General features: G+C 60.9%; 13 protein-coding genes. 9 read left to right on the top strand and 4 right to left on the bottom strand.

Annotated features, from left to right (window positions below; translation table 11 throughout):
* Positions 1 to 127: 127 nt before the first annotated feature.
* On the bottom strand, positions 128 to 877 hold the full coding sequence (locus AB7783_RS20795; protein WP_441278685.1) for an SDR family NAD(P)-dependent oxidoreductase: 750 nt from the start codon (positions 875 to 877) through the stop codon (positions 128 to 130).
* A gap of 349 nt (positions 878 to 1,226) precedes the next feature.
* On the opposite strand from AB7783_RS20795, the gene AB7783_RS20790 reads away from it, so the two are divergent.
* Both AB7783_RS20790 and AB7783_RS20785 read left to right on the top strand, forming a co-directional pair.
* Entirely contained in the window at positions 1,227 to 2,153 is a 927-nt protein-coding gene (locus tag AB7783_RS20790; RefSeq protein WP_309942327.1) for an AraC family transcriptional regulator, read from the top strand.
* A 280-nt stretch (positions 2,154 to 2,433) separates the two neighbouring features.
* The gene (locus tag AB7783_RS20785; protein WP_441278684.1) at positions 2,434 to 3,066 is read left to right on the top strand and encodes an HAD-IA family hydrolase; all 633 of its coding nucleotides are present in this window, start codon (positions 2,434 to 2,436) and stop codon (positions 3,064 to 3,066) included.
* Positions 3,067 to 3,345: 279 nt separating this feature from the next.
* Here AB7783_RS20785 and AB7783_RS20780 read toward each other — a convergent pair whose 3' ends face one another.
* Complete coding sequence (locus AB7783_RS20780; RefSeq protein ID WP_441278683.1) at positions 3,346 to 3,681, bottom strand: PepSY domain-containing protein; 336 nt, start codon at positions 3,679 to 3,681, stop codon at positions 3,346 to 3,348.
* 539 nt (positions 3,682 to 4,220) lie between these two features.
* On the opposite strand from AB7783_RS20780, the gene AB7783_RS20775 reads away from it, so the two are divergent.
* From AB7783_RS20775 to AB7783_RS20760, 4 genes are all read left to right on the top strand, one after another.
* Positions 4,221 to 4,664, top strand: coding sequence for an SRPBCC family protein (locus AB7783_RS20775; protein ID WP_439087373.1), 444 nt, complete (start codon positions 4,221 to 4,223; stop codon positions 4,662 to 4,664).
* A 61-nt stretch (positions 4,665 to 4,725) separates the two neighbouring features.
* Positions 4,726 to 5,379, top strand: a complete 654-nt coding sequence (locus tag AB7783_RS20770; protein WP_439060003.1) for a dihydrofolate reductase family protein — start codon at positions 4,726 to 4,728, stop codon at positions 5,377 to 5,379.
* Between the two features lie 331 nt (positions 5,380 to 5,710).
* Positions 5,711 to 5,977: a hypothetical protein gene (locus AB7783_RS20765; RefSeq protein WP_441279730.1), complete on the top strand. Its 267-nt coding sequence runs from the start codon at positions 5,711 to 5,713 to the stop codon at positions 5,975 to 5,977.
* A 293-nt stretch (positions 5,978 to 6,270) separates the two neighbouring features.
* Positions 6,271 to 6,549: a helix-turn-helix domain-containing protein gene (locus tag AB7783_RS20760; RefSeq protein ID WP_441278682.1), complete on the top strand. Its 279-nt coding sequence runs from the start codon at positions 6,271 to 6,273 to the stop codon at positions 6,547 to 6,549.
* A gap of 136 nt (positions 6,550 to 6,685) precedes the next feature.
* Here the strand turns inward: AB7783_RS20760 and AB7783_RS20755 are convergent, their stop codons facing one another.
* Together AB7783_RS20755 and rpmB are read right to left on the bottom strand one after the other, a co-directional pair.
* Positions 6,686 to 9,937 (bottom strand): hypothetical protein, encoded by a 3,252-nt coding sequence (locus tag AB7783_RS20755; protein ID WP_441278681.1) that lies wholly within the window; start codon positions 9,935 to 9,937, stop codon positions 6,686 to 6,688.
* A gap of 148 nt (positions 9,938 to 10,085) precedes the next feature.
* Positions 10,086 to 10,388, bottom strand: a complete 303-nt coding sequence (gene rpmB / locus AB7783_RS20750; RefSeq protein WP_089267758.1) for a 50S ribosomal protein L28 — start codon at positions 10,386 to 10,388, stop codon at positions 10,086 to 10,088.
* Positions 10,389 to 10,761: 373 nt separating this feature from the next.
* On the opposite strand from rpmB, the gene AB7783_RS20745 reads away from it, so the two are divergent.
* The 3 genes from AB7783_RS20745 to AB7783_RS20735 all read left to right on the top strand — a co-directional run bounded on the left by AB7783_RS20745 (position 10,762) and on the right by AB7783_RS20735 (position 16,041).
* Positions 10,762 to 11,733 carry a DUF3108 domain-containing protein gene (locus tag AB7783_RS20745; RefSeq protein WP_439074446.1) on the top strand — a complete coding sequence of 324 codons (972 nt, stop codon included), beginning with the start codon at positions 10,762 to 10,764 and terminating at the stop codon, positions 11,731 to 11,733.
* Positions 11,734 to 12,249: 516 nt separating this feature from the next.
* A complete protein-coding gene (locus tag AB7783_RS20740) occupies positions 12,250 to 15,723 on the top strand; it encodes a helicase-related protein (protein WP_441278680.1) in 3,474 nt (1,157 codons plus the stop codon).
* A gap of 48 nt (positions 15,724 to 15,771) precedes the next feature.
* Positions 15,772 to 16,041, top strand: coding sequence for an RNA-binding S4 domain-containing protein (locus tag AB7783_RS20735; RefSeq protein ID WP_089267756.1), 270 nt, complete (start codon positions 15,772 to 15,774; stop codon positions 16,039 to 16,041).
* Positions 16,042 to 16,146: the final 105 nt, after the last annotated feature.

Below are 16,146 nucleotides of genomic sequence, written 5' to 3'. Positions count from 1 at the left end.
CGGGCGGTTAATAGGATGTGAAAGAAATCGAGACGCTTTGGTCGGCGAATGCGCAAAAAGAAATATGGGCGTGCCGCGCAGGCACGCCCATAACGTCGGTAGGAACCTGGAAAGCGGGTTCCCGGCGTCACCGCATGGCGCCGGCCACCATGATGTCGCGGCCGGAACGATACGCGTTGTCGTCGCAGGTTAGCGCCACGGCGATGTCGGCGATGCCTTCGGTTGTGTGGTTGCGCGCAGCGGGCAAAGCGATGAACTGCCGGTTCCGCACGCTGCCGTCGAGCACGTCGATCGCGGCGGGTTCGTCGGGGCCGAGCATCCCGGGCGCGATGGTGCTGACGCGGACATTGCGCGTGCCATAGGCGCGCGACAGCCCGCGCGTCATGGCATCGATGGCGGCGTCGGCGCCGGGGTCCGGCGTTGAGGCGGGCGCTGTCGGAATCCCATCGAGCGCGGTGAGATTGACGATGCTGCCGCCGGCGACGCCGAACATCCGCACCGCCTCCTGGCATAGCAGCATGGCGCCGAACACCTTCAGCTCGCGCTGCCGGTGCAACTCGTCCTCGGACACCACGTCCTCCACCTCGCTGCGCGCGAAGGCGCCGTTATTGACGAGAATATCGAGCCGGCCGAAGGTCGCCGCGATTTCCTCATAGAGCCGCCGCACGTCCGGCCAGCGGGCGATGTCGCCCTGGACGGCGATGGCGCGGCCGCCGCGCCATACGATTTCGGCGACCACGCGCGCCGCGCCGCGGGGATCGTCCGCGTGATGCACGATCACCGCCGCGCCTTCTGCGCCGAAGCGCCTCGCAATGCCCGCGCCGATGCCGTCCGCGGCGCCGGTCACGAGCGCAACTTTTCCTGCCAGTCTTGTCATGGCATGTCCTTGGATCTGGATGATGTCTGTCTTGATCGTCAGTCGTGTGCGTAGATTTTGAGGCGGAATCGATCCGGGCGTGATCGCGCCCCGACAACAGTCTGGACGCGCAAGGCGGGGAGTTCGACCCGATACCCGTATGGCCTGGCAGATCCGAGGCCCGCGGGCGGCTCGCCGATCTGCTCTGTGGCTGACGCTGTTATCGCAAATGCAGCCGCGTCGGTGTTAGCGCGATCCTGCATCTGTTTTGCACGATCCTGCAAAAGTGATCCCGCAGCCATTTCCCTGCCACGGCACTGCACCTAGATACACCTCGGCATAAAAGGCCTGCCGCTTGAGGGGTTTGCGTGTGACCGAGACGATTCGTGAGATTGCCGACATCATTGCCCGTTACGCCGCCAATGGCAGCGACCATCCGACCGGCCTCGCCAGCCTCTATCTGAAGCGGCAGACCGAGCCGACGCAGCTCGTGCATACCGCGCAGTGGCCGTGTTTCGGCCTCGTGGCGCAGGGCGCCAAGCGGCTGCAACTGGGCACCGAGACCTACACCTATGCCGCTGGCGATTATGTGCTGGTGTCGCTCGATCTGCCGATGTCGTCCTGCATCGTCGAGGCCTCGGAAGCGCAGCCGCATCTCGGCATGGGCTTTGCGATCGATCCGCAATTGTTGAAGGAGGTGCTCGGCCGGTTCGGCAACGGCCATGCCGATGCGCCCGCGCATCCGCAGCTCCCCGAGCGCGGGGTCGTCGTCGCCAAGGCCTCCGCCGATCTGCTCGACGCCACGCTGCGGCTGCTGCGCCTGCTTGACCGGCCGCAGGACATTCCGGTGATGGCGCCGCTGCTGGAGCAGGAGGTGCTGTATCGCCTGCTGGTCGGCCCTTACGGCGCGCGTCTGCGGCAGATCGCGCTGGCCGAGAGCCCGAGCAACAAGGTCGCCAAGGCCATTTCCTGGCTGCGCAGCAATTATGCCAGCCCGCTCCGCATCGAGGATCTCGCCGACCGCGTCGGCATGAGCGAATCGTCGCTGCATCACAATTTCAAGACCGTCACCGCAATGACGCCGATGCAGTATCAGAAGCAGCTAAGACTGCACGAGGCGCGCCGCCTGATGCTGGTGGAGCGGCTCGATGTCGGCAGCGCCGGCTATGCGGTCGGCTATCAGAGCCCGTCGCAATTCTCCCGGGAATATGCCCGGCTCTACGGCCAGCCCCCGATCCGCGACGTCGGCAATGCGCGCGGCCCGGTGCTCGGAGGCGAGGCCCGCGTCGCGGGGTGACGGCCTTCTTTACCTCGCCCCGCTTGCGGGGAGAGGTCGGCGCGAAGCGCCGGGTGAGGGGGACTTTCCGCAAGCTCCGCTGCCCTCGATTCGGCGACGCTGCCAACTCTCCCCACGTCATTGCCGGGCAGCGCGAAGCGAGCTTCGCTAGATGACCCGGCAATCCACCTTGATGGTCAAGCTCAGTAAAGATGGATACGCGGGTCAAGCCCGCGTATGACGTCGGAGTGTGAAGCGCGCGCGGCCACGCACGACAACGAAGCAACAACAAGGGAAACACATGATCTCTGCGGTAATCTTTGATTTCGGCGGGGTGATCACCTCCTCGCCCTTCGAGGCCTTTGCGCATTACGAGCAGAGCCATGGCCTGCCGAAGGACATCATTCGCCGCACCAATGCGGACAACCATTTCGAGAATGCCTGGGCGAAATTCGAGCGCGCCGAAATCGATCTCGCCACTTTCGATGCGCTGTTCGCCGCCGAGTCCAAAGCGCTCGGCGCCGAAGTGCCGGGCCGCGATGTGGTCAAGCTGCTGAAGGGCGAGATCCGCCCCGAAATGGTCGAGGCGCTGCGCCGCATCAAGCAAACATTCAAGACCGGTTGTATCACCAACAACCTGCCGGCCAATGCCATGGGCTCCACCGACGGCCGCGCGCTCTATGTGGCCGAAGTGATGGTGCTGTTCGATCACGTCATCGAGTCCGCCAAGATCGGCCTGCGCAAACCCGATCCGCGCATCTACACGATGATGACCGACAAACTGGGCGTCGATCCGAAGACTTGCGTCTATCTCGACGACCTCGGCGTCAACCTCAAGCCCGCGCGCGAACTCGGCATGACCACGATCAAGGTGACATCAGCCGCGCAGGCGCTGACCGAACTGGAAGCCGCGACGGGATTGAAATTGAGGTAGGCGCTGACGCTACTCCAGTGTCACGACGCACCGTCGGTCATGCCCCCTCTCCCCCAGGCGAAGCGAAGCTTCGCTAGGCGGGAGAGGGTCGGGGAGAGGGGTAGCCACAAACTCCGTCGCCCGTGGCAACCCCTCTCCCGGCGCTACGCGCCACCCTCTCCCGCAAGGGGAGAGGGGACGATGAACACGCGCAGCCGCGCTTCAATCGCAACCTCGCACTACACTACACAAAAACAAACGGCGCGCTCATCGCGCGCCGCTTGCTCACTTCCCACCCGATCAGATAATCGAACGGTCCACATGGCGCACTTCGCCGGTGCGCGCATCGATGTCGACCTGGATCCACTTGCCGTATTGATCGCGGCCCTCGATCTCCCATTCGTTGTCGTCGAAATGGGTGTTCTGCACCGTCACCACGCCGATCCCCGAGGCGATCGCCAGCGCATCCTGCAGCGTCAGCGGGCCCGATGGCACCGGCACCACGGCGGCCCGCGGGGCGGGCTGGCGCATATAGACATCGGCGGCAAAGGCCGGCGCCGCGACGCCAATCGCGCCCGCCAGTGCCAGCGGAAGCAAGGCCTTCGAAAACACGGCCTTCTTCAAAATCTGTTGCATCGAAATCTCCTCATCTGTCCCACGCGCCGCATGCGGCGCAACCGGGTTAAGAACGGTGCACGCTGCACTGCGTTCCCGGAGGAAATGAGGCGATTTGGTGCGGGAAAAGCGGTGATGCGCTATATTGGCAGCAGCACATCAGCACTCTCACGAATGAGATTTTTGGTCGAGGTCAGTGATGACAAAAGCTGGCAAAGCGTTGGTGAAAAACCGCAACGTCCGCGGGTGAGGGGCCTTGCGCTTACTCTGCTGCGCTCACCGCTGGCAGCGCGAACGTCTCGATTCGCGTGAGGTCGAGCTTGCCGGATGCCTGATCGATAGCGAAGCCCACCACATCGCCGTTGGCGTCGAGATAGACCACCAGCCCTGCGACGATTTCCCGGCGCCGGGCGCATCCTTCAGCGCGATATAGAGACTGTCAGGATTTTTATTCCGCTGAGATGTCGGGGCCTGGCGGCCCCGTTCGTCATGGATGTATCGGGCGGCGGAAGCTGCCCGCCGGACGACAACCGAAGTAACCGAGCCACAGGAAGAAGCCCATGCCCAGCACGATCCGTCTGCATCGCGTCATTGCCGCCAGGCCGCAGAAGCTCTATCGCGCGTTCCTCGAACCAGACGCGATTGCGAGCTGGCTCCCACCCTACGGATTCACATGCACCGTCCATGAGCTGGATGCGAAGGTCGGTGGCCATCACAGGATGTCATTCCGGAACTTCACCACGGGCGGCAGTCACTCCTTTGGCGGGACCTATCTGGAGCTCGTTCCCGGTGAGCGTCTCGTCTACACCGACCGCTTCGATGATCCCAACCTGCCGGGCGAGATGAAGGTCACGGTGACGTTGAAGGCCGTGTCTGTCGGCACGGAGGTGAACATCGAGCAGCAGGGCGTACCCGACGTGATCCCGGCCGAGGCCTGCTATCTCGGCTGGCAGGAATCCCTGCGCAAGCTCACGAAACTTGTCGAGCCCGAGATCAACCAGTAGCGCCATCGCTTCCGGAACGGCCTGGGGAAATTCAATCAACAGCAGGAAGGAGCGCCAGCCCATGGCACTCGCCCGTGTCCAACATGTCTCCGTCTCGCTCGACGGTTTCGCCACCGGCGAAGGCCAGAGCCTCGACGCGCCGTTCGGCCATGCCGGCGAGCGGCTGCACCAATGGATGTTCGCGACCCGATGGGGTCGCCAGATGCTCGGCCAGCCCGGCGGCACGGCGGGCATCGACGACGCGTTCCTGCGGCTGTTCGCGCCCGGGATCGGCGCCGAGATCATGGGCGCCAGGAAGTTCGGTCCTCCCACATGGCATGAGGATCCGGACTGGAAAGGCTGGTGGGGTCCCAACCCGCCGTTCCATACGCCGGTCTTCGTCCTCACCCATCATCCGCGCGCATCGATCGAAATGGAGGGCGGCACGGTGTTCCACTTCATCGACGCTTCGCCTGCCGAGGCCCTTGAGACGGCCCGCGAGGCTGCGGCCGGCAAGGACGTGCGCATCGGCGGAGGTCCCACCACGATCCGCGACTTCCTTGCCGCCGGCCTCGTCGATCACATGCACATCGTGGTGGTTCCGATCCTGCTCGGCCGCGGCGTACGCCTGTGGGATGGCGTGGAGGGTCTCGAGAAGGACTACGAGATCGAGACCACATCCTCTCCGGGCGGGGTCGCACACATGACATTCGCTCGAAAGCACCAACCGCTATGAGAAACTGCGCCAGAAACCGATCCCAAAATGCCATGTCGTCGAACTGCCGAAGGCGTTCGGTAACGGCGCGCTCCACGACATGAGGAACCGATGGTCCGTTTGGCGTAGGGGAGTGCCGCGACCACCAGATCGATGATGACCGTTTCGTTGCAGTCTGTGATCGGAATATTCGGAAAGCACCTCAGGTCGCGCCGGGGCAGGTCCGGGAGGCCGGGGCTGGCTGGCGCGATGTGCGGAAACTGCAATGTTGCAATGCGGTATTGAACTGTGCAGTGCAGCAAAAGAAGTCTAGGCTCCCTCGTTCAATCCTACGAGGAGATTAATAGTGAAGATGACCTTATCGATCGCCGTCGCGGCCGTGATCTCGATTGCGGGTGGCTGCGCCGGCTTCGCTGCGGAGTTGCCGACCTATGGATCGGCGGGTTTGCCGATATCGGCGGTGCAGGTTCGCGTGCTGGGAGCTGCGAACGTCCAGGAACAGTCGGCGGCGCCAACCTCCACGGCGTCTGTGCATCAGCTGAGAGTCCTGGCACCGCGGACGGAAATGACGGCCGCGACGGCACCAACCCGGACCGAAACCGCCCGCTCACTTCGTTGACCGGCACCTCGTACCGATATCGCCGCGTCTTTCATTTTCGAAAGGGCTTCGCGTGCACATCAGGGCGGTGCCGCACCTCTCCCCGCCGGGGAGAGGTCGCCGCGTCTGCTCAATGTTACCAATCCCGTGATATCTCTATCAGACGAGAGGTTCGCGATGACCTCGACAGCTAAAAAACCCGACTAACAAAGGGCGCGAAAAAGCGTGCGATGACGGCCGGCAAAAGGCCGGGACAGCACGCGTGACAGGGCAACACCCGCCTGACCCTGGAGCTGCTGGAAACGGCGCGTGACATGCACGCCGGTGGTGTTCTGACAGACGTTGTCCGCAACAAGATCACGATGCGTCACCTCGGCGGTGCCGCCGCTCTTGCAGGTCCGGCTGAGCTGACGGGCGAGGACATCAAGGCCCTTCGTGAGCAGGCCAATCTCGGCCAGGCGGTGTTTGCAAGCTACCTGAAGCTGACGGTCGGCTATGTCTCCAAGCTCGAGCGCGGCACGGAAAGTCCGAAAGGACCGACGCTCGTCCTGCTCGATGTCATCCGCCACAAGGGCTTCGAGGCGATTCTTTGATTGCGATAAGAGCCGTGAGTTGCGCGCGCCGCGTGCGGGGCAACCGGGTTAAGAACGACGCACGCTGCGCTGCGTTCCCGGGGAAAATGGGGCGATTTGATGGGAGTAGACTCGAATGGGAGAAGGCGTTTGTCTACTACGCGTCACTTGCGAGCTTGATGCCACGAGTTCGCAAGGACGCTGCCTCTATATCGTTAGCGTTCACTTCACTAGCACGCTTGATAGCCAGCTTTTGCTTTTCAATGGCCAGATTGAAGCTGAAACTTGGTGTTAAAAGGCCGGATCCGGGGATGAGACAATAGCTTCCTACACGACGATAGGCCGACAGAAATCGAGCTAAGTTGTCGCCGTTGGGTGGCGTCATCGTCATAGAGCGTGTGCCAACGACAGTAGGCTTTCCGTTCTTTATGTTAGTCGGATTGGATGCGACTTGAACGCAATAATGATGGGGGCTTTCGTTGGGTAAGTCAGTAACTATAGAGATCAGTATTTCATCATCGGCGTCTTTTTGACCGAAACGAGTGATCCATCGCTCGAATATGATTTCGGCGACTGGTTGATCCTCGAACAAAAATGCCATGAAGGGGATAGTGCTTCCAGCAGTGGTTAGATATCCGCACCCTCGCCATTTTGCCTTTTCCCAAGCGTGAACGTCGATTACTGACTTAATGTTGACGTCCCTGTGGTTGCTTGCCTCAAAGTCGTTGCCTTCTTCGCTTGAAGGACGCTGTGGTTTCAGCTTCGTCTTTAGATGGATTCTCGGAATGAGGATATTTCTGTTTCGATTAGGATAGCTCTTTTTTGCGATCTTCTCCCAATGGGATAGGTCGAGATAGTTTTGAGACGTTACTCTGTGAAAACTGTTAGATGCGACCGCAATCATCATCATTCGATGGTGAACTGCGGCATCAGTATAGAGGTCTTCAAGCAAAACGTTGCTATCTTTGAAAATGAAGGCCGAGCCCATCACGTGGGCTGCGATCATTGTAAGAAGATCTTGGACTTTTCTCTGTTGATTAAAAACACTAGGCTTAAGTTTGCGCGGCCACTTCACAATCAATGTGAGTTCAATTTCCTTTATTTCGATGTCAGGTTCTGCTTCGTCAGATTCGTGCAGTTGAATGCGAAAGCATTCAGCGTGAGGGACACCGCTTTTCTCGATTACGGTTGCGAAGAATGCTTCAAGTGCGCCCAGTATGCACTCTGCGATTACAATGTAATCCCTTGTGCCGATCTCAATTTCTATTCGCATTCCGATAATGCGGCTTGTGAAAATCTGTCTTTCGTCAGCATTCAAGATTAGAGGACTGCAGAATTCTTCTCCGGCTGGCTGGCTCTTGAGCAGCGAAAGAAATTCGATCGCGCTTTCCTTGGTTTCTTGTTGAGGTATGCTGCCATCGGCCCGAAGTTCGTCTTCGTACCCGAGTGAGAAGAGTACACACGTGCGAGACACAAAGAGGCCAATTGCCTCAAGTGTATCCGGGACATTCTCAAGTGTTTTAAGCTCGCTCGTCTGCAAATTTAAAACGATGCTTCCAAGTGCTGCGTCGAGCATCTGCAGATCTTCAGCGACGAGCTTTTCCGATTCTTCAGTCAGGGGGAGTCCCGACGCACACCCGTTGATTAACTGAAAGCCGTATAGAAAATCCGGTAGATGGCCAAGTTCAAGCGCGATCCATGCCCAAGTTTTCATGGTTGGGAAGATGGTGACTGGAAGTTCGCTGTCTTCTTCACCTGAAATGATAACGCAAGCTGCAGCAAAGCTGCAGCTTGCGCGAGCGGCCCACAGCAGTCCGGCGCTCTTGTAAGCGACGGCCAAGAGCAGTGTCGCTTCAATGAGGTAATTTGAATATTCGCGCTTTGTTAAATTGACCGTCGCTTTGCCCAACAAGCGAATGATGTCGTACTTGTTCGTTAGATCGAGTTTTTGCGCGCGTTTGAGTAGGACTAGAGCTCCCTCGCCTTCGCTTTTTCGAGAAGAAACAAATTCTGCTAAGTCTTCAACCAGATTGTTGTAGCTCGAGTCGTTGCCAGCGATCTGCCCAGATATTTCAATTATCGAAGCGAGTGCGTCCGCGTCGAACTCGCCTAGGCCCTTGGCCTTCTTGAGCACTTCAGAAAATTTTTGCCAGATGGTGGGGAGCGCGTCTGGTGTTCCAAATGCAGTAGCTTTGTTCAGTTCGCAGCGTAACAATGCTGCCTCAGCTTCCAAACTATTGTTTGGTCGAGTGGTGTCTTTCGCGCATTTCGTCAGGGCCTGAATGAGTCGATCCGTTCGATCCGTGATCGCACATTCTTCCGGACTTAAATGACCGTGAATTATCGAAACAAAAAGGAGCTGGTTGACGTTGCCAAGGAGCTCCAAGTTTTTTGAATGATCAGAATTGATGGCGAGTGATTCGAATTCCGAGTAGGTCTCGTTTAGATAGGAGAAATCATCGAACCACCAAAAAGCTGTCCGTATCTGTTCGTATCGTGCTTCCAGCTTTTGGCGAAATACGCCGTGTTTATTGGCGACGCGAACAGCACGAGCGAATCTTCCGTCGGTCTCGGTGCGGGGGCGCTCGAGGGATCTCGATAATTTTGCGGCTACAAGAGCTTCAGAAACGAGTTGAAGCTCCATGCCTTTGAAAGCATCGGGGTCGTCAATTGCCTTCTCAATATCGACGAGCTGTTGTGATCGTGAATAATCCTTTGGCCCCAATCTTGCGTCATTGGATGGCGGGTTCCCGACTTTTAGATAGTTGAAGGCAAGATCAGTGCGATCTTTCGCGATGGTTTCGTTCACTATCCATGAGCGATCGTGGATAGTAATTGGAATGCTGTGCTTTTGAGATAGCTCGTCTTCTAAGGCGGCTCGCGTCTTTGCTTTTGCAAAGCGACTCGTAACGCAGATAATGCGATCGTAATTTCTGCCTGTTGAGATTAGGCCCGCTACGTCATCGCGCACCTTCTGAGCCCATCTAGCCTTAGCGCTGAAGGCGAATGCCCATTTTTCATTGCCGCTGTTTGCTTCGGAAATGTAAGTGAGATTCGAAATTTCATCCGCTACAGCGAAAGTTTCGGTATCGGCTTTGCTGTCTCCGCCGCCGTCTGGACCAGTTTGAGGACGCAGGTTTGGGCAGATCGCGCGCTCGCACAATTTGCGGCAGAAAATTTCGAAATCATGCGTTTGATTTCGAGCTGTTATCGTCTCCAAGCAGTACTCAAGGGAGGAGGCTGTCAGCGAGTAGTCTGGCCTCTTTTTCGTATCGGAATAATATTCCGGTCGAAAGCCGCGTAAAAATTCCGACGGCTGCACTCGTGGTGCCGCGCGATCCATAGCTTCGTTCTCAGGACCTTTGTCCGCCATGGAACATTGGTAGAACAAATTTAGATTCTCATCCACGCTTTAAAATCGAACTTACACAGGCCTGCAATTTTAGCTTCGGTTTCTGCATAGCGGGAGACCGGGAAAGCAAAAGCAAAAACGGCCGGATCTTGCGATCCGGCCGTTTTCAAATTTCAGTCCGCTCAGTGTGAGCGGCGGGTCAGCCTCAGGCCGCGACTGCTGCGGTCTCGGCCTTCTTCTTTTCGATGGCGCGCTTGAGCAGCACGGCCTTCTGGGACAGCTCGCTCTCGCGGGCCTTGATCAGATAGGCATCGAAGCCACCGCGGTGGTCGACCGACTTCACGGCATTGGCCGACACGCGCAGGCGCACGCCGCGGCCGAGCACGTCAGACAGGAAGGTCACATTGACCAGGTTCGGCAGAAACCGGCGCTTGGTCTTGATGTTCGAGTGGCTCACCTTGTGGCCCACCTGGGGGCCCTTCAGTGTCAGTTCACAGCGCCGAGACATGGCGAAAATCCTCTGTCATCCCCGCAGCTAAAAGGCGAAGAGCCCAAAGCCGGGCAGGGGGTCAAAAATCACGTCCATTTCAGGAGTGGCGGACGTATAGGGGGCTTGGCCGCGATCGTCAAGATATCCGGCCAGCTAAAGTCGCGGCAAAACCGGCAAAAGCCCCCGGCATTCGGGGGCTGTATAGCCCGTCCTACGAGCGGAAACCACATGGAATCCAACCCGGTTCCCATCATATAAACGACGTATTCGGGCCGGAAACAGGTCGCTCCAGCCCAATTGAGCGATGCGGCCCTGGGCCTTTGGCCGGGGATCGCCGACCAGGTGATATCAGCAAGTGAGCCCTCGCACGCCCCGCTTTGTGACCCGACAGGTGACGACCGCGCGGACCGCCGCGCCCGCAAGAGTGCGATTTGCGGGCTTTGGCGCGCGTTTCGCCGTCGCCGCGGGCCTGATGCTGCCGGTTTTGCCGGTGGACGCCTCGGCGCAGGTGCAAGGCCAGATCCAAAGCCAGACCCAAGGCCAAGCTCAAGGCCAGAGCCCGGCCGCCGTGCCGGTTCAGGCCCCCGCCCAGGCGGTGTTGGCCGGCGGCAAGCTGGAAGCCAAATATGAAGCCAGCCTCGCCGGCATCGCGGTGGGCAAGGGCCAGTGGGCCATCGACATCAATGAAGACCAGTATTCCGCGACCGCCAGCGGCGGCACCGCCGGTCTGCTGAAAGCATTTGCCGGCGGCTCGGGCTCCGGCCAGTCCACCGGCCGCGTGGTCGCGGGCGCGCTGGTGCCGTCGAATTATCAGGCCGTCACCACCTCCGCGAAGAAGTCCGAGACGATCAAGATGCTGATCACGCCGGGCTATGTGAAGGAGTTCTCCATCGAGCCGGAGCCGCCGCTCGATCCCGAGAAGATTCCGATCACCGATGCCCATCGCCGCAACGTGATCGATCCGATGACCGGCTCGCTGATGCGCGTCGGCGGCACCGGCGAATTGCTGACGCCGGATTCGTGCCGCACCGGCGCGTCGATCTTCGACGGCCGCATGCGCTACGATCTCAAGCTCGACTACAAGCGCATGGAAAGCGTGAAGGCCGAGAAGGGCTATCGCGGGCCTGCCATCGTCTGCGCCGTCTATTTCACGCCGATCGCCGGCTATGTGCCCGACCGCGCCGCCATCAAATATCTTGCCGCCCAGCGCAATATCGAAGTGACCCTGGTGCCGATCGCCGGCACCCGCGTGCTGGTGCCGTATCGCATGGTGGTGCCGACCCCGCTTGGCGTCGCCATGCTGGAAGCCACCGAATTCGTCACCACCCCCGCGCCCGCCAAGGCCGTGGCCAAGACGAACTGAGAGAACGAGGCAAGTTCTAAAGGAGGCGGCTCCACACACCGGCCTCATCCTGAGGAGCCGCGCCCTTGCGCGGCGTCTCGAAGGATGGTGACAGGTCTTGGCCTCGCCAGCTCATGGTTCGAGACGCGCGAAGTCGCGCTCCTCACCATGAGGGACCGAGACGGGACGCTGCCGCAACATGGCCGCAAGACAAAGTGCGCCATCGCAGCATCGTCGCAAACGCGCCGCAGGATTTGCGCAGGATCCCGGCTTGACTCAAAGCCGGTTCGGAGTCCGTGCGCTGTTCATAACTTCGGGGATTTGTCGGCCCTTGTTGCGCTGTCACAAACTTGATCTAGTCAGTCTCGGAGAATGTCAGCGCGAGATGTTGGGGTGATGCGGCCATGGAGGTGCCGAGTCACCGATTCGGGCCGCTTTCGTTCCGGACTCGTTCCAAACCATCAAAAAGCGCGGCTCTGAAGCGTCGTAACCTGTCTCCGTCCTTGACAGTCGGCGACGCGGAAATATCTGAAAAACATGGCCTTTTTGTCTTCTCCGCCCACGCTGTCCAACGGCAGGGCCCCCGGCGCCGGCGTCACCGCAGTGCTCGGCCCCACCAATACCGGCAAGACCCATCTCGCCATCGAGCGCATGCTCGCGCATTCGTCGGGCATCATCGGCCTGCCGCTGCGCCTGCTGGCGCGCGAGGTCTATAATAAAATTTTGGACCGCGTCGGCCCCGAAGCCGTGGCGCTGATCACCGGCGAAGAGAAGATCAAGCCCGCCAAGCCGCGCTACTGGGTCTCCACCGTCGAGGCCATGCCGCGGGATCTCGACGTGTCGTTTCTGGCCGTTGACGAAATCCAGATCGCGGCAGATCTGGAGCGCGGCCACGTCTTTACGGATCGCATCCTGCATCGCCGCGGCCGCGACGAGACGCTGCTGCTTGGCGCCGCCACCATGCGCCCGATCATCGAGCGTTTGCTCCCCGGCGCCAGCATCGTCACGCGGCCGCGTCTGTCGCATCTGGAATTCGCCGGCGATCGCAAGATCACGCGGCAGCCGCGCAGGACAGCAATTGTCGCGTTTTCGGCCGATGAGGTTTACGCCATCGCCGAACTCATCAAGCGCCAGCACGGCGGCGCGGCAGTCGTCTTGGGCTCACTGTCGCCGCGCACGCGCAACGCGCAGGTGGCGATGTTCCAGAACGGCGACGTTGACTACCTAGTGGCAACCGACGCGGTCGGAATGGGCCTCAATCTCGACGTCGACCACGTCGCCTTCGCCAGCGATCGCAAATATGACGGCTATCAATTCCGCCGTCTGACACCATCCGAATTCGCGCAGATCGCCGGCCGCGCCGGCCGCGCCACACGCAACGGTACCTTCGGCACCACAGGCCGCTGCGAGCCGTTCGAGCCCGAACTCGTCAATCAGCTGCAGAACCACATCTTCGAGCCGGTGAAGGTGCTGCAGTGGCGCAATTCGAAGCTGGATTTCTCATCGATCGCGTCGCTGCAGGTGTCGCTGGCGGAGGTGCCGCGCCACGAGGCGCTGACCCGTGCGCCGATCGCCGAGGACCTGCGCGTGCTCGATCATGCCGTCCGTGACGTCGATGTGCGCGAGATGGCGCAGGGCAAGGCCGCCGTCGAGAAATTGTGGGATGCGTGCCAGATTCCAGATTACCGCCGCATCGCGCCCGCTGCACACGCAGAGCTGGTAGTCACTATCTTCAACTTCCTGATGCAGCGTGGGCGCATCCCCGATGCCTGGTTTGGCGCTCAAATCGCGCAAGCTGACCGAACCGATGGCGATATCGACACATTATCGGGCCGAATCGCGCAAATCCGGACCTGGACATTCGTGGCAAATCGTCCCGATTGGCTCTCAGATCCTGATCATTGGCAGGGAATTTCGCGCGAATTGGAAAATAAACTGTCAGATGCCCTTCATGAGAGGCTCACTGAGCGTTTCGTTGATCGTCGTACCAGTGTATTGATGCGCCGCTTGCGGGAAAACACGATGCTGAATACTGAAATTGGTAAGACGGGCGAAGTGATCGTAGAGGGCCATGTAATTGGCCGTCTCGACGGATTTACATTTTTGCCCGATGCGGCCGAGGCTGGCTCGGATGCGAAGGCCTTGCAGGCCACGGCGCTGAAGGCGCTGGCCGGCGAGATCGACGCGCGCGCCGAGAAACTCGGCAATGCACCGGACGATCAGTTCGTGCTCGCCTCCGACGGCACAATGCGCTGGACCGGCGATGCGGTGGCCCGTCTGGTCGCAGCCGACGATGTGCTGCATCCCCGTCTCCGCATCATCGCTGATGAGCGCCTCTCCGGCGCGCCGCGCGATGCGGTTCAGGCTCGCCTCGATCTCTGGCTGAAGACGCATATCGAGAAGCTGCTCGGGCCGCTGTTCGATCTCACCAAGGCCGAAGACATCACCGGTATCGCACGCGGCATCGCGTTCCAGCTCACCGAAGCGCTGGGCGTGCTGGAGCGGCAGAAGATCGCGACCGAGATGAAGGATCTCGATCAGCCGTCGCGCGCGACCTTGCGCAAATACGGCGTCCGGTTCGGCGCCTATCACATCTATATTCCCGGCCTGCTGAAGCCTGCGGGGCGTTCGCTCGCGGCGCTGCTCTGGGCGCTGAAGCAGGACAATGTCGATATGTCGGCGCTGTCGAGCGCACAGCATCTCGCAGGGTCGGGCCGTACATCCTTCCCGGTCGACAAGCTGCTCGATCGCGATGCCTATCGCGTGCTGGGCTATCGCCAGTGCGGCGAGCGCGCGGTGCGCGTCGATATTCTCGAACGTCTGGCCGATCTGATCCGTCCTGCGCTGGCCTGGCGCGAAGCCTCGCCGGGCGAGAAGCCCGCCGGCGCTTTCGATGGCCGCCACTTCGTGGTGACGCAGGCGATGACCTCGCTCACCGGTTCGGCCGGCGAGGATTTCGCCTCGATCCTGCGTGCCCTGGGCTATCGCATGGAGAAGAAGGCGCCGCTGCCGCCGGCACCGCCGAAGCCGGTTGCTGCGACGACGCCGATTGAGGTCAAGGCTGACGACAACACGGGCGATCAGCCCGACGCCCTGGTGGGACTTGCCGAGTCTGACAAGCCCGGTGAGGACAATGTCATTGCGGTCGAGGCTGCCGCTGAGGCGGCCGAGACGGCTGACATCGCGGCTACGGATGTCGCACCTGCCGAGGTTGCGACCGAAGCAGCCCCGGCCGAGGAAGCTGCAGCCGCCCCGTCGGCATCGCTGTTGCCTGAAGTCGCGCTGGTGCCCAGCACCGCGCCTGAGGCTGCGCCCGTTGAAGAGACGGCTTCCGTCGAAGCGCAGCCAGAGCCCGCTGCGGCCGTTGCCGAAACCGAGACTGTTGCCGAGACCGCACCTGCTGCAGTGGCCGATGCTGCTGCGCCTGCCGAGGGCGACGCCGCTGCGGTTCCTGCCGTCGCTGCCGAGCCCGAACTGGTCGAAGTCTGGCGCCCGGGTGGCCGTTCGGAAGAACGCCGTCCGCCGCGTCACGACCGCAACCGCCACCATCGTAATACCAACGCCTCGCAGGGCGCTGCGCAGTCGGCTCCCGCCGAAGGCGCCGTGGCCGATGGCGCGCAGCGCGAGCGGCATGACCGCGGAGGCCAAGGGCGCCGCGATCGCAACAATAACAACGAGTTCCGCCGTCCGCGCAGCGATGCACCGGCCGCCGCGGTCTCCGCCGAAGGTGCGCCGAACCGCGACAACCGTGGCAATCGCGGTAACCGCGACAGCAAGCCGGGCGAGGGTGGCCGTCCGCCGCGTGAGCGCGAACGCTTCCAGGGCAAGGGCAAAGGTCCCTTCAAGGGCGGCGACAAGGGCCGTGAGGGCCGTGGCAACGACCGCGGCGGTGCAACCCGTCCATTCGCCACATCGGCCGCACCGCGCGAACGGGACCGTCCGATCGATCCGAACTCCCCCTTCGCGAAACTCGCCGCGCTCAAGGAACAGCTCAGCGGCCGCAAGGATTGATGCAGGTCATGTAAGGCGGCACCGAGCCGCCATTTGGTGGTGTGTCGGTTGGAGCGCCAGCGTCTCGATAAATGGCTGTGGCACGCGCGGGTGGTCAAAGCCCGCACCAGTGCCGCTGCGCTGGTGGAAGGCGGCAAGGTTCGCATCAATGGCGAGCGCGAGAAATCGCCGGGCCATGGTGTGAAGATCGGCGACGTGCTCACGGTGGCGCTGGATCGCACCGTGCGGGTGATGAAGGTCGAGGGCTTCTCGGAACGGCGCGGCGATGCCACTGCGGCGCGTGTGCTCTATACCGATTTGCAACACCTTCCGGAGTAACTATCTAGGCTAGATGCCGCGTCCAACGATGGTTTCGTGGCAGGCTTTTTCCTTGGTCGAAATGCCCTGACCTATGCCGGCTGCATCCCTTGCGGCAGCGGGGTT

The sequence above is a fragment of the Tardiphaga sp. 172_B4_N1_3 genome, from assembly GCF_052076035.1.
Lineage (GTDB): Bacteria > Pseudomonadota > Alphaproteobacteria > Rhizobiales > Xanthobacteraceae > Tardiphaga > Tardiphaga robiniae.
This window is presented reverse-complemented; position numbering and strand designations above follow the sequence as displayed.

Coding starts and splice junctions, on each gene's coding strand:
- AB7783_RS20785 (WP_441278684.1), top strand. CDS start 2,434: ATGATCTCTGCGGTAATCTTTGATTTCGGCGGGGTGATCACCTCCTCG.
- AB7783_RS20795 (WP_441278685.1), bottom strand. CDS start 877: ATGACAAGACTGGCAGGAAAAGTTGCGCTCGTGACCGGCGCCGCGGAC.
- AB7783_RS20780 (WP_441278683.1), bottom strand. CDS start 3,681: ATGCAACAGATTTTGAAGAAGGCCGTGTTTTCGAAGGCCTTGCTTCCG.
- AB7783_RS20770 (WP_439060003.1), top strand. CDS start 4,726: ATGGCACTCGCCCGTGTCCAACATGTCTCCGTCTCGCTCGACGGTTTC.
- AB7783_RS20760 (WP_441278682.1), top strand. CDS start 6,271: ATGCACGCCGGTGGTGTTCTGACAGACGTTGTCCGCAACAAGATCACG.
- AB7783_RS20775 (WP_439087373.1), top strand. CDS start 4,221: ATGCCCAGCACGATCCGTCTGCATCGCGTCATTGCCGCCAGGCCGCAG.
- AB7783_RS20765 (WP_441279730.1), top strand. CDS start 5,711: ATGACCTTATCGATCGCCGTCGCGGCCGTGATCTCGATTGCGGGTGGC.
- rpmB (WP_089267758.1), bottom strand. CDS start 10,388: ATGTCTCGGCGCTGTGAACTGACACTGAAGGGCCCCCAGGTGGGCCAC.
- AB7783_RS20740 (WP_441278680.1), top strand. CDS start 12,250: ATGGCCTTTTTGTCTTCTCCGCCCACGCTGTCCAACGGCAGGGCCCCC.